14 protein-coding genes are annotated in these 18707 nt (G+C 75.2%); 4 read left to right on the top strand and 10 right to left on the bottom strand.

Translation table 11 applies throughout. The annotated features are described in order from the left end of the window. The first annotated feature begins 66 nt into the window (after positions 1 to 66). Positions 67 to 1833 (top strand): AMP-binding protein, encoded by a 1767-nt coding sequence (locus AB0L40_RS14830; RefSeq protein WP_364355703.1) that lies wholly within the window; start codon positions 67 to 69, stop codon positions 1831 to 1833. 36 nt (positions 1834 to 1869) lie between these two features. On the opposite strand, the gene AB0L40_RS14825 is transcribed toward AB0L40_RS14830, so the two are convergent. Beyond that, entirely contained in the window at positions 1870 to 3342 is a 1473-nt protein-coding gene (locus AB0L40_RS14825; protein ID WP_364355700.1) for an aldehyde dehydrogenase, read from the bottom strand. A 343-nt stretch (positions 3343 to 3685) separates the two neighbouring features. Here AB0L40_RS14825 and AB0L40_RS14820 point away from each other — a divergent pair, with 343 nt between their 5' ends. Continuing rightward, entirely contained in the window at positions 3686 to 4957 is a 1272-nt protein-coding gene (locus tag AB0L40_RS14820; protein ID WP_364355697.1) for an acyl-CoA dehydrogenase family protein, read from the top strand. A gap of 563 nt (positions 4958 to 5520) precedes the next feature. Here AB0L40_RS14820 and AB0L40_RS14815 read toward each other — a convergent pair. From AB0L40_RS14815 to AB0L40_RS14800, 4 genes are all read right to left on the bottom strand, one after another. After that, entirely contained in the window at positions 5521 to 6318 is a 798-nt protein-coding gene (locus tag AB0L40_RS14815; protein WP_364355694.1) for an enoyl-CoA hydratase-related protein, read from the bottom strand. A gap of 151 nt (positions 6319 to 6469) precedes the next feature. Continuing rightward, on the bottom strand, positions 6470 to 8644 hold the full coding sequence (locus AB0L40_RS14810; RefSeq protein ID WP_364355691.1) for an AMP-binding protein: 2175 nt from the start codon (positions 8642 to 8644) through the stop codon (positions 6470 to 6472). Further along, positions 8644 to 9447: an SDR family NAD(P)-dependent oxidoreductase gene (locus tag AB0L40_RS14805; RefSeq protein WP_364355688.1), complete on the bottom strand. Its 804-nt coding sequence runs from the start codon at positions 9445 to 9447 to the stop codon at positions 8644 to 8646. Before AB0L40_RS14805 ends, AB0L40_RS14810 begins: the two co-directional genes overlap by 1 nt. A 34-nt stretch (positions 9448 to 9481) precedes the next feature. Further along, on the bottom strand, positions 9482 to 10519 hold the full coding sequence (locus AB0L40_RS14800) for a phosphotransferase family protein (RefSeq protein WP_364355685.1): 1038 nt from the start codon (positions 10517 to 10519) through the stop codon (positions 9482 to 9484). 258 nt (positions 10520 to 10777) lie between these two features. Here AB0L40_RS14800 and AB0L40_RS14795 point away from each other — a divergent pair, with 258 nt between their 5' ends. Beyond that, positions 10778 to 11542, top strand: coding sequence for a glucose 1-dehydrogenase (locus AB0L40_RS14795; RefSeq protein WP_364355682.1), 765 nt, complete (start codon positions 10778 to 10780; stop codon positions 11540 to 11542). A 161-nt stretch (positions 11543 to 11703) separates the two neighbouring features. Continuing rightward, complete coding sequence (locus AB0L40_RS14790; protein WP_364355679.1) at positions 11704 to 12933, top strand: hypothetical protein; 1230 nt, start codon at positions 11704 to 11706, stop codon at positions 12931 to 12933. Between the two features lie 43 nt (positions 12934 to 12976). Here the strand turns inward: AB0L40_RS14790 and AB0L40_RS14785 are convergent, their stop codons facing one another. The 5 genes from AB0L40_RS14785 to AB0L40_RS14765 form a co-directional block, all read right to left on the bottom strand. Beyond that, on the bottom strand, positions 12977 to 14068 hold the full coding sequence (locus AB0L40_RS14785; RefSeq protein WP_364355676.1) for a LuxR C-terminal-related transcriptional regulator: 1092 nt from the start codon (positions 14066 to 14068) through the stop codon (positions 12977 to 12979). Between the two features lie 161 nt (positions 14069 to 14229). After that, positions 14230 to 15459 (bottom strand): ABC transporter substrate-binding protein, encoded by a 1230-nt coding sequence (locus AB0L40_RS14780; protein ID WP_364355673.1) that lies wholly within the window; start codon positions 15457 to 15459, stop codon positions 14230 to 14232. A gap of 238 nt (positions 15460 to 15697) precedes the next feature. After that, the gene (locus AB0L40_RS14775; RefSeq protein WP_364355670.1) at positions 15698 to 16681 is read right to left on the bottom strand and encodes an NADPH:quinone oxidoreductase family protein; all 984 of its coding nucleotides are present in this window, start codon (positions 16679 to 16681) and stop codon (positions 15698 to 15700) included. 15 nt (positions 16682 to 16696) lie between these two features. After that, positions 16697 to 17440: an SDR family NAD(P)-dependent oxidoreductase gene (locus AB0L40_RS14770; RefSeq protein ID WP_364355667.1), complete on the bottom strand. Its 744-nt coding sequence runs from the start codon at positions 17438 to 17440 to the stop codon at positions 16697 to 16699. 140 nt (positions 17441 to 17580) lie between these two features. After that, complete coding sequence (locus tag AB0L40_RS14765) at positions 17581 to 18612, bottom strand: helix-turn-helix domain-containing protein (RefSeq protein ID WP_364355664.1); 1032 nt, start codon at positions 18610 to 18612, stop codon at positions 17581 to 17583. Positions 18613 to 18707: the final 95 nt, after the last annotated feature.

The raw sequence follows: 18707 nt of genomic DNA, 5'->3' as shown, positions 1-18707 counted from the left end.
GCGGCGACGCGCCACGTCCACTGCGGATAGAAGAACGGTGAGCACCTACGTCGACGAGGACCATCCATGCCGCAGACCACGCACCCCGCCCAGGACGACGCCATCGCCGCCGCGCTCCGTCAGCCCACGATCCCGGCCGCGTTCCGCACGACCGTCGAGGCGAAGGGCGACGCCCCGGCGCTGCGGGACCACGGATCCGACCTCGTCATCACGTGGCGCGAGTACGGCGAGCGCGTGGACCGCGTCGCCGCTGGCCTGGCCGCGCTGGGCATCGGGGCCGGTGACACCGTCGGGCTGATGATGGGCAACCGGCACGAGTTCCACCTCGTCGACCTCGCCACGATGCACCTCGGCGCGGTGCCGTTCTCGATCTACCAGACCAATCCGGCGCCGCAGATCCTGCCGATGATCGAGATCGCGGAGCCCCGCGTGATCGTGGCGGAGACCCAGTACCTGCCGGTGGTCCGCGAGGTCGTCGCGCAGACCGCGTCGATCGAGCGGATCGTGCTCGTCGACGGGTCCGGCGAGGAGGGCACGATCACCCTGGCCGAGCTCGAGGCGCTCGGCGCGGCGGACTTCGACGTCGAGGCGGCGTGGAGCGCGATCGACCCCACCGACACGGCGATGATCGTCTACACGTCGGGCACCACCGGCCGCCCGAAGGGCGTCGAGTGGAGCCACGGCGCCCTGATGGAGAACCTCCGCGGGCTGCAGGCGCTGGCCCCGGTGAGCCCGGGCGGGCGCGTGGTGTCGGCCCTGCCGATGGCGCACCTGCTCGAGCGCTTCCTCGGCCACCTGAGCGCGATCGCCTTCGGCTTCGAGCTCGTCGCCCTCGCCGACGCCAAGCAGCTCGGCGCCGCGCTGGCCGGCACCCGACCGACGCGCTTCTACGGCGTGCCCCGGATCTTCGAGAAGCTCGCCGGCGGCGCCGCCGCCGTGGCGGGCAGCTCGCCCGAGCTGCAGGCCGCGTACGAGGCGAACCTGCAGCGCGTCCGGACCGAGGGCGCCCACGCCGTCGAGAACGACCCGGCGGCGATCGAGGCGATCCGCCCGATCCGCCAGAAGCTCGGCGTCGACGACGCCGAGTGGCGCGGGTCCGCCGGGGCCCCGGCGCGCGTGGACATCCTCGAGGCGTTCGCCGCGCTCGGTCTGCCGATCGCCGAGATCTGGGGCATGTCCGAGACCGCGCTGTCGCTCATGAACCCGCCGACGGCCGTCCGCATCGGCACCGTCGGCAAGCCGCAGCCGGGCTTCGAGGCGAAGGCCGCCGAGGACGGCGAGCTGCTGCTGCGCGGCCCGATCTTCACCGGCTACCGCAACCAGCCGGAGCTCACCGCGGAGTCGGTCGTCGACGGCTGGATGCACACCGGCGACGTGATCGAGACCGACGCCGACGGCTACATCAAGATCGTCGACCGCAAGAAGGAGCTGCTGATCAACTCCGCGGGCAAGAACATCCCGCCGGTGATGGTCGAGAACCGCGTCAAGCAGCAGTCGCCGGTCGTCGGCCAGGTCGTCGCGCTCTGCGACCAGCAGCCGTACCTGACCGCGCTGGTGGTCGTCGACGAGGAGGGCGTCGCCGCCTTCGCCGCCGCCAACGGCCTGGAGGGCACGCCCGCGGAGGTCGCCGCGTCGCCCGAGGTCGCCGCCGAGATCGACCGCGCCGTCGCCGCGGCCAACGAGACGCTCGCCCGCGTCGAGCAGATCAAGAAGCACACGCTGGTCCCGGGCTTCTGGACCCCCGGCGGCGACGAGGTCACGATGACCATGAAGCTGCGTCGCAAGAACATCGCGAAGGCGTACGCGGACGAGATCGCCGCGCTGTACGCCTGAGCGGCGGGCGCGCCGCACCGCGCGCCCGGTCCCGGATCAGCCCAGCTGCGGCGGGTCCACGTAGATCGTCTGCAGGGCCTGGAAGGCGGTCATGCCCTCCGGGCCCAGCTCGCGGCCCAGGCCGCTGGCCTTGTTGCCGCCGAACGGGGCCGCCGGGTCGTTGACGTAGTGGTTGATGCCGATCGTGCCGGTCTGCACGCGGCGGGCGACGGCCAGGCCGCGCTCCTGGTCCTGGGTCCACACGGTGCCGCCCAGGCCGAACTCCGAGGAGTTGGAGATCGCGATCGCCTCGTCCTCGGTGTCGTACGGGATCACCGAGAGGACCGGTCCGAAGATCTCCTCGCGGGCGATCACGGCGTCGGGGGCGACGTCGGCGAAGACGGTCGGCTGCACGAAGAAGCCGGTGTCGCGGTCGGGGCGGCCGCCGCCGGCGACGACGCGCGCGCCGTCCGCCTTGCCGCGCGCGATGTAGCCCTCGACGCGGTCGCGCTGGCGGGCGGAGACCATCGGGCCGATCTGGGTCGTGTCGAGCAGCGGGTCGCCGATCGTCACGCCGTTGGCGAGGCCCGCGAGCGTCTCGACGACGTCGTCGTAGCGGCTGCGCGGCGCGAGGATGCGGCTGTTGAGCCAGCAGGTCTGGCCGTTGTTGATGAGCATGGAGCCGAAGAGCGCCTCCATGTTGCCGGCGAGGTCCGCGTCGTCGAGGACGATCGCGGCGGACTTGCCGCCGAGCTCGAGCGTGACGGGGCGCAGCAGGCGGCCGCAGACCTCGCCGATCTTCCGGCCGGCCTCCGTCGACCCGGTGAACGCGACCTTGTCGACGCCGGGGTGCTGCACGAGGTACGCGCCGACCTCGCGGCCGCCCTGCACGATGTTGATGACGCCCTCGGGGACGCCGGCGGCCTCCGCGGCCTCGGCGATCGTGTACGCGTCCAGCACGGTCTCGGGCGACGGCTTCAGCACCACGGTGCAGCCGGCGGCGAGCAGCGGCGCGAGCTTCAGGAAGGTGATCGCCTGCGGGAAGTTCCACGGCACGATCGCGCCGACGACGCCGATCGGGGTGCGGCGCACGCGGGTCGTCCCGCCGAGCAGGCCCGGGCGGACCTCCTCGCGGTCCTGCGCCGCGGCGAGCCCGGCGTAGTAGCGCACCAGCATCCCGGGGAACGGGCCCTCGAGCTGGCGGGCGATCGAGATCGGCATGCCGTTCTGCGTCGAGGTCCGGCGGGCGCTCTCCTCGGCGCGCTCGTCCATGGCCGTGGCGAAGCGCTCGAGGATCTCGTTGCGGGCCTCCGGCTCCCAGGCGGCCCAGCCGTCGCGCGCGTCGAACGCGCGGCGCGCGGCCGCGACCGCGGCGTCGATGTCGGCCTCGGTGCCGTCGGGGACGACGCCGATGACCTCCTCCGTCGTCGGCGAGACGATCGTGATGCGCTCGCCGCCGGTGGGCTCGACCCACCCGCCCCCGATGTAGAGGCGGTCGTAGGCGATGTGCTGGTCGGCGGTGGTGCTCATGGTGCTCCTCGGGATCGGGCGGATGCCGTCGTTTCGACGGTAGTCCCGGTCCCGCGGGGCCGTGAGGGGCCCGTTGTCGACGGCCCCAGTGGACGCTGTGGTGCGGCGAGGATGCGGGCCGCGTCGGCGCGGTCCCCGGATCGGGACGGGGCGAGGCCGCGGCGCCCCGCGGCCCGTCCCTGTTCCGGACGCGCCGCGCGCCCCTCCCGTCGACCGGGTCTCGCCGGCCGTTGGTCCGGCCCACAGGTCCCGGACGGCGTGCGGTTGGGCGTGCCGCCGCCGGTCGCCTACGTTCGGTGCAAGGCGAGCAGCCCGCTCGTGGCAGACGACGGAAGGACCCACCATGGAGTGGTCGATCCCCGAGGAGACCCAGCAGCTGCTGGTGGACCTCGACGAGTTCATCGAGCGCGAGATCAAGCCGCTGGAGGCTGCCGATCCGGACCTCTTCGACCACCGGCGCGAGTTCGCCCGGACGGACCTCGAGCGCGACGGCATCCCGACGAAGCGCTGGCGCCAGAAGATGCTCGACGCGCGCCGCCTGGCCGACGCGGCGGGCTTCTACCGGATGCCGCTGCCGGCGTCGGTCGGCGGGCAGGAGACGTCGAACCTGACGATGGCGATCGTGCGCGAGCACCTCGCCAAGCGCGGGCCGGGCCTGCACGCCGAGCTGTCGCACGAGGCCTCGGTCGTCGCCAACGCGCCGCTGGTCCTGGTGCTCGACTCCTACGGCACGCAGGAGCAGAAGGACCAGTACCTCGAGCCGCTCGCCGCGGGCGAGATCGAGATGGCGTTCGGCCTGACCGAGCCCGGCCACGGCTCGGACGCGACGTACCTCGAGACCACGGCGCGCAAGGTCGAGGGTGGCTGGGTCCTGAACGGCGCGAAGCGCTGGAACAGCGTCGTCGACGTCGCGGCGGCCAACCTCGTCTTCGCCCGCACCGGCGGCGAGGCGGGCAAGGCCGAGGGCATCACGGCCTTCCTCGTGCCGAAGGACACCCCGGGCTACACGATCCCGTACTACCACTGGACGTTCAACATGCCCACCGACCACGGCGAGACGCACTTCGACGACGTGCGGCTGCCGGACTCGGCGGTCGTCGGCGAGGTCGGCCGCGGCCTGGACTGCGCCCAGCTGTTCGTGCACGAGAACCGCATCCGCCAGGCCGCCTCGTCGCTCGGCGCCGCGCAGTTCTGCATCGACGAGAGCGTGAAGTACGCCAAGGAGCGCGTGATCTTCGGGACCCCCCTGGCCGAGCACCAGGGCGTCCAGTGGCAGCTCGTCGAGCTGCAGACCGAGGCCGAGCTGGTCCGCAACACGGTCTACAAGACGGCGTGGATGATGGACCAAGGCGGCCGCACGAGCGTGTCGGACCTCGTGTCGATGGTGAACTTCCGCGGCAACAACCTGGCCTGCGCCGCCGCCGACCGCGCGATGCAGGTCCACGGTGGCGTCGGCTACAGCCGGCACAAGCCGTTCGAGCACATCTACCGCCACCACCGCCGGTACCGGATCACCGAGGGCTCCGACGAGCTCCAGAAGCGCCGGATCGCCGGCAAGCTGTTCGGCCTGAGCGGCAAGCCGAAGGCGGCGCCGGCGCCGGTGGCGGCGGACTGAGGAGGGACTCGTCGGTGGTCGGTCGGCGGCGGGCACCCGTAGGCCGGCCGGGGGCGCGGGGCCGGCCGGGGGCGCGGTCGATTCCGGACACCGTCTGGCCGACGATCGACCGACCCCCACCGACGGGCGGCCGGGCCGGCCGGGCCGCGGTCGATCCCGGACACCATCTGGCCGACGATCGACCGACCCCCACCCACCGCCGGCCCGGCCGGCCGGGGGCGCGGTCGATCCCGGACACCGTCTGGCCGACGATCGACCGACCCCCACCCACCGCCGGACCGGACGGCCAGGCCACGGTCGATCCCGGACACCGTCAGGCCGACGATCGACCGACCCCCGCCGACCGACGGACCGGCCGGCCGGGGGCGCGGTCGACCGGGGCCGCGGTCGATTCCGGACACCGTCTGGCCGACGATCGACCGACCCCCACCGACGGGCGGTCGGGCCGGCCGGGGGCGCGGTCGATCCCGGACACCATCTGGCCGACGATCGACCGACCCCCACCGACGGGCGGCCGGACAGACTGGTCGACCGGCGGTGGCGGAGGGTCCGCGCCCGCCTGCTCAGCGCCCGGTGAAGACCGGCTTGCGGCGCTCCGCGAACGCCGTGAGGCCCTCGCGGGAGTCCGCCGCGCCCGCCATGCGGGAGAGCGCCTGGGCCTCGAGCTCCAGCTGGCTCTCGAGCGGCTGGTCCTCGGCGGAGAGCAGCAGGCGGCGGATCTCGCCGTAGGCGCGCGTCGGACCCTTCGCGAGGCGGCCGGCGAGCTTCGCCGCGCGCGCGGCGAGCTCGTCGCGCGGCACGACCTCGTCGAGCAGGCCGGCCTGCAGCGCGGTCTGCGCGTCGAGCTTCTCGTCGAGCAGCAGGTACCTCCGCGCCCGGGCCAGGCCCATGCGCCGCGACAGCGTGACGGACGCGCTGGCGTCGCAGGAGTAGCCGATGCCGGTGTAGGCGGCGACGAACAGCGCGTCGTCGGCGCCGACGAGCACGTCGGACCCGGCGACGAACGCCGCCATGCCGCCGGCGCAGACGCCGTGGACGGCGGTGACGATCGGCGCGTCCATCCGCTGCAGGCGGGCGATCGCCATGTGCAGGTCCGACGTCCAGCGCAGGATCAGGCCCGGCAGGTCGTCGCCGGCCTTCGCGAAGACGGACACGTCGCCGCCGTAGGAGAAGACCTTGCCCTCGGCGTCGATGAGGACCGCGCGGACGACCCCCTTCGTCACGCCGTCGACGAGCTCGAGGGAGAGCTCGTTCATCTCGTGGCAGAACGCGCCGTCGATCGGGTTGCCCCGGCCGGCCTCGGTCAGCGTCACGTGGGCGACGCCGTCCTGCACGTCCAGGCGAAGGGTCTCGTAGGGCACGTCGGGGTCCTCTCGGGATGGTGGCGCGGGCGCGCCGCCCGCAGGCGGGACCCGTCCGCCGACGCTAACGCGCGCCCGCGGGCCGCCCCGGCCGAGATCACCGGGGCGCTGTCGAGTCGCACATCCGGGCGGCGGGCCGGACCCGGCGGAATCAGGCCGGGTAGAGCGCCTCGATCACCTCCGCGTAGCGCTCGGCGATCACCCTGCGGCGGAGCTTCATCGTGTTCGTGACGACCGCGTCGCCCGGGGTCCAGACGTCGGCGAGGACCGTGAACCCGCGGACCTGTTCGACCCGGGCGAGGTGGTCGTTGCCCGCCGCCACCGCGCGCTCGACCTCGGCGAGGACCGCCGGGTGGGCGGCGAGGTCCGCGTGGCCGCCCTCGAGTCCCTCGCGGGCCGCGAACGCGCGCAGCTCGTCGGCGTCGAGGACGATCAGGGCCGTCACGAAGCGGCGCCGGTCGCCGATCGACGCGACGTAGCCGACCAGCGGGGACGCGTCGCTGACCGCGCCCTCGATCTTCGCCGGGAAGAGGTTCTTCCCCGACGAGTTGATCATCAGCTCCTTCTTGCGCCCGACGATGCGGAAGTAGCCGTCGTCGTCGACCGCGGCGACGTCGCCGGACGCGACCCAGCCGTCGCCCTGCGCGAGCTCGGCCGTGCGCACCGGGTCGTTGCGGTAGCCGGAGCACGCGTTCGGCCCCCGCAGCAGCAGCTCCCCGTCGTCGGCCAGGCGCGCCTCCACGCCCGGGATCGGCACGCCGACGGCGCCGAGGCGGATCCGCTCCGGCGGGTTCATCAGCGCCATGATGAACTCGCTCATCCCCCACAGCTCGGCCAGCTGCAGGCCCAGCGCGTGGACGAGCTCGAGCATCGCGACCGAGCTCGGGGCCGCCGCGACGGCGAGCCACTCGGCGTCCGCGAGGCCGAGGGCCTCGCGCACCGGGGCGAGGGCGTCGGACGGCGCCGTCCCCGCCGCCGACCGATCGGCGGCGTCGCCATCCGCCCCGCCGCCGTCCGCGGCCCGGTCGCCGGCACCGCCGGTCGCCCCATCGTCCGCCCCACCCGCCGCCTGCTCCGCCGCGACCCGCGCGTAGCCGGCCTCCAGCGCCGCCTCGCGCTCCGGGTCGCCCGCGATCAGCGCGCGGGCCCGGTCACCGAGCTTCTCCCAGGTGCGCGGGACGCCGAAGAAGCGCGTCGGGCGGGTCTCCGCGATCGCGTCGAACAGCCCGTCGGGATCCGGCACGCAGGTGAGCGTGCCGCCGAAGCCGATCGTGCCGTAGTGACAGACCCAGCGGTCCGTGATGTGCGCCGCGGGCAGGAACGACACGCCGCGGCCGCCCGGGCTCGCCGGAGCCATCACGTCGACGCCGCGCAGGGGTCCCATGATCGCGCGGTGCGAGAGCTGGACGCCCTTCGGCGCCCCCGTGGTGCCGGAGGTGTAGACGAGCGTCGCGACGTCCTCCGCCCCGACCGCGCGCCAGGACGCCTCGAAGTCGAACGCCGGGTCCGTGCGGGCGACGAGCGCGTCGAGGTCGAGGAGCTCCGCGGCGAACGGCGTGGAGGGCTCCGGGGCGCCGGCGTCGCCCGCGCCGCCGGCCGTGGTCGTCCCGGCCGTGGTCGTCCCGGCCGCGGTCGTCCCGGCCGTGGTCGGAGCGCCGGCCGTGGTCGAACCGCCCTCCGGGGTCGTCCCACCGGCGGGCGCCGTCCCGGAGGGGTCGGCCCCGTCGTCGAGCGCGACGACCGTCGTCACCGCCGGCACCCGCGCCGCGACCTCCAGCGCGCGGGCGACGAAGCGGCCCTCGGCGACGATCACCCGCGCGCCCGCGTCGGCGACCAGGCCGACCATCGCGTCGAGCGGTTCGGTCGCGTAGAGCGAGTACGGCACCGCGCCGACGTGCAGCGCCGCGGTGTCGGCGACGTTGAAGTCCGGGACGTTGCCGGCGAGGAAGGCGACCGCGTCGTCGCGGCCCACGCCGATCGCCGCCAGGCCGCCCGCGATCGCCCGGACCCGCGCGCCGTACTGCGCCCAGGTGACGACCTCGTCGGACCCGTGCCGGCGCAGGGCCGGCCGGTCGCCGCCGGCGCGCCAGGTCGCCTGGAAGGCCGCGACGACCGTCGGCTGCGAGAGCGCGACGTCGATGCCGCGGCGCAGGGCCGTGTCGTCCGCCGCGGCGATGACCGTCGTCGGGTCGGCGAGCGGCTCGACCGTCAGCGCCGTGCCCTGCACGCCGCCGGACGGGGCCTCGCCGTCGGCCACCTGCGTCTCGGCGGCCCCGGGCGTCCCCCGCCCGTCGCCCGCCGCGCCCGTCGCGTTCGTGACCGACATCAGCTCGCCCCCAGGATCCAGCCGCCGTCGACCGGGACGACCCGGCCCGTGACGAAGCCCGACAGGTCGCTCACGAGGAACTCCAGGACGTCGGCGCAGTCCTCCGGCCGGCCGAGCCGGCGCAACGGGACCTCCGCCTCGCGGCTCGAGTAGCCGGTCGACGAGGACTCCTCGATGATCCGGCCGGTCAGCGTGATGCCCGGCGCGAACGCGTTGACGCGGATCCCGTCCGGGCCGAGCTCGGCGGCCAGGTGACGCGTGAAGTGCGACACCGCGGCCTTGACCGACGCGTACGCGGCGTTGGAGCCGTCGGGGAAGACCGTGAACGCCGCCGTCGACGACACGTTGACGATCACGCCCGCGCCGGACGCGCGCATGCTCGGTGCGGCGGCCTGGCAGCAGTGCACCATCGTCAGGAAGTTCAGGGCGAAGATCCGCTGCACGTCGGACGTCGGCGTCGCCGTCGGGCGCGAGCGCTCGTACGGCGTGACCGCCCCGCCGGCGACGTTGACCAGGACGTCGACCCCGCCCCAGGCGTCGACGACCTGTCCGATCGCGGCGTGGGCGGCGGCCTCGTCGGCGAGGTCCACCTCGATCCCCAGCGCGCGGCGGCCGAGCCCCTCGATCGTGTCGACGGTCAGCCCGTCGGGCTCGTGCTCGTAGCGCTCCCCGCCCCGCAGGTCGAGGTCCAGCACCGCCACGTCCGCCCCGAGCTCCGCCAGGCGCGTCGCGCACGCCCGTCCGATCCCGCGTGCCGCGCCGGTCACCACCGCGCGCCTGCCCTCCAGCCGGTTCTCGGCCATGTCCTGTCCCTTCTCGTTCTCGGTGGCGCCGGCGTCAGCCGACGATCTGCGCGGCCCGCAGGTGCTCGCGGCCGCGGGCGAGGATCGCGGGCAGCGTCGAGGCCGCCCGCTCCATCCGCTCGCCGGACGTGCCGCGGCGCCGCGCCTGCTTGGCGAGCACCGCGATCGTCGACGCGCACTTGTAGTGGCAGTAGGCGAGGAACCAGTGCAGCTCCTCGGTCGCGATCGGCCGGGCGGCGAGGTACGTCGCCAGCAGCTCCTCGCGCGACGGCATCCCCGTCCCGGCCGCGGCGTTCGCCGCGTCGGGCTCGCCGTCGAAGCGGTGCTGCGGATCCGTGTGCATGAGCAGCCACGCCAGGTCCGTCCGCGGGTCGCCGACCGACCAGATCTCCCAGTCGATGATCGCCGCGAGCTCCGCGCCGGCGAACTGCATGTTCGCCAGGCGGTAGTCGCCGTGGAGGATCCGCGGCTCCACGGCGTCCGGGAGCGCGTCGGCCAGCAGCGCGTGCAGCGCCTGCTCGTCGTGGCGCAGCTCGTCCGGGCACGTGGCGAAGAGCGCCGCCCAGCGGTCGAGCTCGTCGCGCAGCGGCACGGCCGGCTCGTCGGCGAGGCCGGCGCCGGCGGGGACGACGTCCTGCAGGCGCGCGAGCATCCGGGCCGCCGCGTGGGCGCGCTCGGTGACGACGGCCGCCGTCGGCGGGTCGTCCACGACGTCGGTCAGCGGCTCGTAGGACTGGCCGGGCACGAACGCCATCGCGAACAGCGGCGGGTCGCCGTCCTCGGCGAAGAGGATCTCGGGCACCCGCACGCCGTCGACCGTCCCCAGCGCCCGCAGCACCCGGGCCTGCCGGAGGACGTCGCGGTTGCGGACCGGCTTCAGGCCCGGGGGCGCCACCTTCACGACGATCGTGCGGTGCTCGTCGGAGACGTCGCCGTGGAGGCCCGCCGCGTAGGTCAGGCTCGAGACGCCGCCCGGCAGCCGCCGCAGGTCGCCCAGCGTCGCCCCGGGGAAGCGCGCGTCGATCGGGGCCGCGAGGCGGGCCCGCAGGGCGGGGAGGTCGATCTCGCTCACGTCCCCGATCCTGGCCCTCCTCCCGGGGCGCCTGCCACCCCGGCGCGCGGGACGACTGTGGGCCGCGACAGCCCCGGTCCGGCAGGCCGCCGGCGGCGTCCGGGAGCCCCAGGTGTCGTGCGTCGCCGCGGCGCTCGCCGACCGCCGGGCGCCGCCGCCACCGCCCCTGTCGCGGCCGACAGCGCCCGACCCCCGGCGGTCCCGGAGCGCCACCGACCCGCTGGTAGAAGCGAGGAGTCAACGACGGAGGGATCTCCCATGGACGTGCTGTCGCGGTTCTCGCTCGAAGGCCGGGTGGCGGTGGTGACCGGCGCCTCGTCGGGGCTCGGCGTGGCGTTCGCCCGTGCGATGGCCCAGGCCGGGGCGGACGTCGCGATCGGGGCGCGACGCGAGGACCGGCTGGGCGAGACGACGGCGCTGATCGAGGCCGAGGGCCGACGGGCCGTGGCGGTCCGTACCGACGTCACCGAGATCGCGGACTGCGACGCGCTGGTGGCCGCGGCCATGGAGGCGTTCGGTCGCGTCGACGTGCTCGTCAACAACGCCGGCGTCGGCGGCGAGTACCACCCGGCGACGGAGGACCCGCCGGAGCACTTCCGCTCCGTCGTCGACGTCAACCTGCACGGGTCCTACTGGATGGCGCAGGCGTGCGGCCGGGTGATGCAGCCGGGCAGCTCGGTCATCAACATCTCCAGCGTGATGGCGCTGACGACGGCGAAGATGCCGGCGACCGCCTACGCCGCGAGCAAGGCCGGCGTGCTCGGCATGACCCGCGACCTGGCGGCGCAGTGGGGCCCGAAGGGGATCCGCGTCAACGCGATCACGCCCGGGATCTTCCCGACGGAGGCGACCGCGAACTACGGCCCGAGCTACGAGAAGAAGGTCGTCGCCGCGCGAATCCCGGCGGGCCGCTTCGGCGACCCGGCGGAGATCGCGGCGACCGCGGTCTTCCTCGCCGGCGACGGCGCGTCCTACATCACCGGCGCGACGCTGCCGGTCGACGGCGGCGTGCTGCTGACCTGAGGGCCGGGCGCACCGCGTGCGCCCCGACCGCCCCGCGTCCGCCCCGGCGGCGTCGCCCCGGGGCCCGGCGCGAGCGCCGTCGCGCCGCCCCTACGCAGGACCTGCGTAGACGCCCTCGCGGGCCCGCGACGGACGGCCCGCGCGGTGGCACGCTCTCCCGGGTGCGCCGCCCACGTCCCGTCCTCCGCCTCCTCGTCGCCGCGGTCGCGCTCGCGCTCGCCGGGCCGTCCGCGGCGACGGCGCGGACGCTCGAGTTCGGCAGCACGCTCCAGAACGCGCCGAACGTCGCCGCCGGGTGCGAGTCGCGGCCGTGGGTGTCGACGACGGACTTCGACACCTACGTCCCGACGGCCTCCGGCGCGGCGGGCTGCACGTGGTGGCAGACCGGCGTCTTCGGTGACCAGGCGGACCCGCGCAAGTCCTACGTCCCGGGCGACGGGACGGTCGTGAGCGTGACGATCCGCAGCGGTCCGAACCCGGCGCCGCTGCGCGTCGTCGTCGCGCGGCAGCTGACCCCGTTCGGGCCGAAGGCGCCGTTCTCCGGGACCTCGTGCTGCGTCTTCGCGGGCCAGTCCGAGGAGCTCCGGCCGGCGCCGAACACCACGACGACGTTCCCCCTGAGCCTCGCCGTCGAGCAGAACCGCAACCTCGAGAGCGGGATCCAGACCGACGACATCGTCGGCATCAGCGCGACGTCGGGAACGGGGACGCTGCCGCTGTTCGCGATCCCCGGGCAGACGCGGCAGAGCGCGTTCACGCAGGTCGGGACGCTGGACGCCGCGGCCCTGTGGCCGGCCCTCGGCTCCCAGGCGAACGACACCGGAGGCGGCCGCTCGCCGACCGGGCTGGCGGGCTTCGAGGTGACCGCGCGCTTCACCTGGTGCGACGGCAGGGCGACGCGGCAGAAGGCCACGCCCCGGCAGACCGCCTGCGCGCCGCCGGCCGGTGGGGGTGGCGGCACCGGGGGTGGCGGGCCCGCGGGCGGCACCGGCGGCGGGACGACCGGCGGCGTCGCCGACCCGGCGCCCGTCGCGCTGAAGGTCGCCGCGCCCCGGCAGACGCTGCGCGACCTGCGCCGCACCGGCGCGATCCGCGCCCGCTGCACGCTCGACGTCGCGGGCGCCTGCGCCACCGTCGCGACCGTGGACCGCGCCACGGCGAAGCGGCTCCGCCTGAAGCTCGGCCGCAAGGCGACCACGGCGACCGTCGGCAGCGGCCGCGCGACGCTGAAGGCCGCGGGCACCCGCACGGTCTCCGTCCGCCTGACGCGCGCCGCCCGCAAGGCGCTGCGCAGCGCCCGCGGCACCGTCCGGATCCGCCTGAGCACGACCGCCACCGCGAAGAACCGCCGCGACCGGACCACGGCGCTGGGCGTGCGCGTCCGGCCCTGACCTCGCGAGACCGCCGCAGCGGCCGGCGACGCGGCGGCTGCGCTCAGCCGGCCGGCACGTCGGGCCCCGGCGCCCCCGGCAGCCGCACCCCGACCGCCGCCCACGCGGTGGCGGCGGCCTCCGACGCGGTGGTGACGCCGAGCTTCTCGTAGGCGTGCTGGAGGTGCTTCTGGACGGTCCGCGGCGAGATCCCCAGGACGCCCGCGATCGCCGGGGCCCGGCGGCCAAGGGCGAGCCAACGGACGACCTCGGCCTCGCGCTGCGTCAGCCCGAGGCCCCGGAGCGCGGCGACCGAGAGGCCGCTCTCGCCCGGCTCGACGACGAGCAGCTCGCTCGTGCTCTCGGGCCCGCGCAGGACGCGGATCGCGAGGGTCCGTCCGCCGTCGTCGAGCAGCAGCGGCTGGGTGGCGGGCGTCGCGGCCGCGCGCCGGGCGGCGAGCGCGGCGACCACGTCGTCGGCGATCCGCCCGGCCGCCCCGCCGAGCCGGCCGGTCAGGAGGCGCCGGGCGGTCGGGGTCGCGAGGTCCACGCGGCCGCGCGCGTCGACGACGAGGACCGGCGAGCCGAGCGCCTCGAGCCCAGCCTCCAGCGCGGCGAAGGTGGCCTCGCGCGCGGTCGCCAGCTCGGCGTTGCGGTACGCCTGGATCAGGTGCGGACGCGCGGCCGACAGCAGCGCTACGTCGGCGTCGGAGAACTCGACGGCGGCGCGGCTGAGCGCCATCCCGATGACGATCGGCGGCCGCGACGGCAGCGTGAACGCGACCTGGTGCTCGACGCCGATCCGCCCGTAGAACTCGCGGTAGAGCGGCAGCCGGTGGTAGGCGTCGCGGTCCAGGAAGTCCGAGATCCGGCGCGGCCGGCCGTCGCGCGTGCGGTGGATGTGGGCGAGGATCGGGTTCTGCGGGATCAGCGCGGCGAAGCGATCGCCCAGCTCCGGCGTGATCCGCAGCGGCGGCTCGCTCGCCCACCAGCTGCGGGTCGGGTCGTCGTCGAACTCGTTGTAGGACGCGACGTCGGCCGGCACCGCCTGCAGCAGCGCCGGCATCAGCCCGTGGCGGAACTCGTCGAGGTCCTCGACCGCGTAGGCGGCGCCGATCAGCTCGGCGAGGCGGCCGGCGTGGGTCGGGGCGGGCACGCGCCGAGGGTACGCGCCGGGCGGCCGATCCGCACCTCCTCGCGGACCGGTGCCGGCCCCGCCGCCGCCCGACGACCCTCGCCCCGACCGGACGGCCCCGCACCCGCGTCTGACGACTGCCGGCCGTCAGCCGTCAGCCGTCAGCCGTCAGCCGTCAGCCGTCAGAGCTTGCAGCTCGGGTCGGCCTGCGGCGTCGTCACCTCCGGGCCGCTCTCCGACACGATCTTCCAGCCGATCTTCCCGTCCTTCTTCACGACCTGGCCGACGTAGTTCTTGCGCAGCACCTGGTTGTCGCCGGGCCGGATCGTCGCCTGCCCGTCGAGGGACTCGAACGTCAGGCCCGAGAGGGCTTTCTGGACCGCGGCGGGCTCGACGCTCTTCGCCTTGCGGACCGCGTCGAACAGCGCGAGCGCGCCGACGTAGTTGTCGGCCGGCACGTAGTACGGCTTCGCGCCGAACTTCGCCTCGTAGGCCTTCACGAACGCCTGGTTGCGCGGCGTCGGCAGGCTCCAGGTGTAGCCGAGGTTGTTGTAGAAGCCGACCGCCTGGTCGCCGATCGCCTTGAACAGCGGCTCGGACACGACGTTCTGGCCGAGCACCGTCTTGAACTGGTCGAAGAGCTTGAACTGCGTGCCCTGGTTGATGAACGCCGGCGCGTCGGACCCGATGACGTACATGAACAGGCCGTCGGCCCCGCTCTTCTTGAGCTTCGCGATGTACGACCCGTACTCGGTGGTCCCCAGCGGCGAGAACTGCTCCGAGACCACGCTGCCGCCGCTGGCCTCGACGGCCTGCTTGAAGCCCGCGGCCGCGCCGCGACCCGTGTTGTAGTCGGCGGCGAGGATCGCCCACTTCTTCGCCGGCAGCTTCGGCAGCGCGGCGCCGATCGCCTTGGAGTTCATCGGCGCGCTCTGGACCAGGCGGAACGCGTTGGCGACGCAGCCCTTGCCGTTGAGCGTCTCGTCCTGGGCGATCGCGTTGATGCTGATCGCGTTCAGGCCCTTCAGCTGGGCCTGGATCGCGCCGTTCTCCGGCGACGTGAAGACGGCGCTGACGTAGTGCGCGCCGTCCTGGCTGACGGCCTTGCGGACGGCGGCGACCGTCTTCGGCGGCGTCCCGTCGGTGTCGGACTGGATCAGCTGCACCTTGTGCCCGTCGACGCCGCCCTTGGCGTTGACCTCGTCGGCCGCCAGCTGCCAGCCGCGCGCGGCGTCCTTGCCGAAGACCGCCAGCGCGCCGCTGCCGGGCGTCACCAGCGCGATCTTCAGCGGCGCGCCGTCGCCCCCGCCGCCCCCGCCTGAAGACCCGCCGTCGCTGCCGCCGCAGCCCGCCAGCGTGCCGATCACGGCCACCGTGGCCAGCGCGGCCATCCCCGTCCGTCGTGCGTCCATGTCCCTGCTCCTCCGTGCTCGTCGTGCCCCGGAGGACGACGTCCACCGGTGAGCCGACCGTCTTCGGGCGGAGCGCCCCGGGCAACCGGCGGGCCCGGGAGGGACTGTCGACCGCGCCAGTCGCCGACCCGCGACGCACGGGTCGGGGCCCGGCCCCCTCACCGGGTGGCCCGTGCCCCGCCGAACCCCGGACGAGATCCCGACCCGCGACGCACGGGCCGGGGCCCGGCCCCATCCCTCACCGCACGTCGACGACGACCTTCCCCACCGCCGAGCGGTCCTCCAGCGAGCGCAGCGCGTCCGCGGCCGCGGAGAACGGGAAGCGCGCACCGACCAGCGGGTGCAGGCGGCCCTCGTCGGCGAGGGCCTGAACCGCGTCGCGGACGAGGCGCAGGGTGCCCGGCTGCTCGCGCTCCATGACGTCCATCGCGATCCCGGTCACGGTGAGGTTGCGCAGCAGCAGCCGGTTGACCTTCATCTCGGGGATCGAGCCCCCGGTGAAGCCGACGACGACGAGCCGGCCGCCGATCCGCAGGGACCGCAGCGAGTCGGTGAAGCGGTCGCCGCCGACCGGGTCGATCACGACGTGGACGCCCTTGCCGTCGGTCAGGTCGCGGACCTCCTGCAGCCACGGGCCGTCGGAGCGGACGACCTCGTCGGCGCCGCAGCGGCGGGCGACCTCGGCCTTCTCGTCGCTGGAGACGACGGCGATCGCGCGGGCGCCGAACGCCTCGGCCAGGTCCAGCGCGGCGGTGCCGACGCCGCCCGCGGCCCCGTGGACGAGGAACGTCTCGCCGGGCTGCAGGCCGGCGCGGTGCAGCGCGAACCACGACGTCGAGTAGTTCATGTAGAGCGACGCGCCCTCGGCGAAGCTCATCGCGTCGGGCAGCTTCACCGTGTACGCCGGCAGCGCGAGCGCGCGCGCGGCCAGCGCGCCCTGCCAGACGATCCCGCCGACGCGGTCGCCGGGTTCGAAGCCCGAGCCCTCCGGCGCCTCGAGCACGACGCCCGCGACCTCGCTGCCCGCGACGTACGGCGGCGCGATCCCGCCCTGGTACTTGCCGCGCGTCTGCAGCGGGTCGATGAACGAGAGGCCCGCGGCGTGGACCTCCACGAGCAGCCGCTCGCCGCCGGCGCGGGGGTGCGCGCCCGCGGGCTCCGGCACCTCCGCCGCCTTCGCGGCGTCGGGTCCGGTCAGCTCCTCGACGAGGATCGCCTGCATCTCCTGCTCCTTGGTTCAGTGGGCGGCGGCGTCCGCGCGCGTGGCGCTGGACGTCACCGACATCGTGTTGAGGGCATGACCGCCGTCGACGGTCAGCGCCTGCCCGGTCACCCGCGACGCGCCGGGGGACGCGAAGAACGCGACGGCGTCGGCGATGTCCTCCGGCCGGACGAAGTCGCCCATCGGCATCGTCGCCCGCCAGGCGTCGCGGATCGGCTCGGGCATCCCGAGGATCCCCGAGCTCGACGTCATCCCCGGCAGGACCGCGTTGGCGGTGATCCCGAGCGCCGCGCCCTCGGCGGCGAGCGTCCGCATCATCCCGAGGATCCCGGCCTTCGACGTCGCGTACGAGATCTGCGCGGGCATCCCGTGCGTCGCGGCGGTCGACGAGATCAGGACGATCCGGCCGGCGCGGCGCTCGCGCATCCCGGGCAGCACCGCCTGCACGACGCGGTAGGTGCCGGTGAGGTTCACGTCCAGGTCGCGCTGCCAGCGGTCCATCCGCAGCGAGTGGGCGGCGCCGAACATCGTCGTCAGCGCGGCGTTGCCGATCAGGACGTCGACGTCCGAGAGGTCCGGCAGCTCGCCGTCGACCACGTCGACCTGGTGCGTGCACCCGGGCTCGACGTCGAGCGTGACGACGTCCATCCCGTCGGCCTCCAGCCGCGCGGCGATCGCCCGCCCGATCCCGCCCTCGCGCGCCGCGCCGGTGACGAGGGCGCGCGGCCGGGCGGGCAGGTCGGGGAGCGGGTCGTCCATGGGCCCATCGTCGCGGGGACGGGGGCTCCCGCCAACCCGGGCGGGCGCGCGGGCTGGAGACGACGACAGCGGGGCCAAGGCGCGGCGAGCGACGCGGCGCGGCGGTTCCGACCACGGACCGCGACGGCCGCCCGCCGCCCCTACGCGCCGGTCCCGACCGGGACGACCTCGACCCCGTCCGCCCGCTCTGCCCCGGTCCCGAACGGCGGCAGCGCGTCGTGCCCGCGCAGGCGCAGGACGAGCAGCGCGGTCTGCACCGTGAGCTGGTCGTTCGCGTCCGCCGCGACGTCGAGGCCAGTCGCCGAGCGCACCCGGGCGAGCCGGTAGCGGATGGTGTTCTCGTGGATGCCGAGCTCGGCCGCCGAGCCGCGGACGTTGCGGTCCAGCTCGAAGAACACGCCGAGCGTGCGCACGAGGTCGCGGACGCCCTCGTCGGCGCCGAGCAGCGGGCCGAGCGTGTCGTCGACGAAGCGGTCGATCGCCACGGTGTCGCCGTTGGCCACGAAGATCCGGGCCGGGCCGAGGTCGTCGGCGGCCAGCACGCGGTGACGGCCGCGGGGCGCGAAGCCCTGGACGCAGTGCGCGGACTCGCGGGCCTCGCGGTAGGCGCGCGGCATCGCGCGCGGGTCGCGGCAGACGGTCGACAGGCCGGCGATCGTGCCGTCGCCCCCGACCTCGTCGCACGCCGCGGCGACGGCGCGCTTGACCCGCCCGACCGCGACGGACGCCGGGTCGTCGGCCGCCACCTCGACGAGCAGCGCGGCGCCCTCCGGGCCGCGCGTGACGAGCGTGTCGCCGGCGCCGTGGCGCGCCATCGCGGCGACCAGCCGCTCGACGTCGACCGGCCCGCCCGGACCGCCCGGCTCGGTCACGAACGCGACGACGCGCGGGGCGCCCACGGCGACCCCCAGGTACTCGGCGGCCTGGGTCACCTCGATCGCGTCGTGGCTGCCGCGGATCAGGTACCGGGCGAGGGTCGAGCGCGCGTCCCAGGAGGCGCCGGCGGCGCGGCGCTGCGACGTCAGCTCGAGCGCGACGTGCGCGGCGGCGCGGCGCAGGGTCAGCTCGTCGCGGGCGGTCAGGCGGCTCGGGTGCTCGACGACGACGAGCCAGCCCCAGCGCTCGTCCTCGACCTGGACCGGCGCGACCAGGTGCCGGTGGCGCAGGCGCATCGCCTCACGCTGGTGCAGAACCGGCCGCGGATCGCGGTGCTGGCGTCGCGCGAGCCGCACGCGCTGATGGAGATGCTCTGGCGCTGGCAGCGCGA

This window comes from Patulibacter sp. NPDC049589, assembly GCF_040675535.1.
Lineage (GTDB): Bacteria > Actinomycetota > Thermoleophilia > Solirubrobacterales > Solirubrobacteraceae > Patulibacter.
The sequence above is the reverse complement of the archived record's forward strand: the minus strand, read 5'-3'. Positions and strand labels throughout refer to the sequence as shown.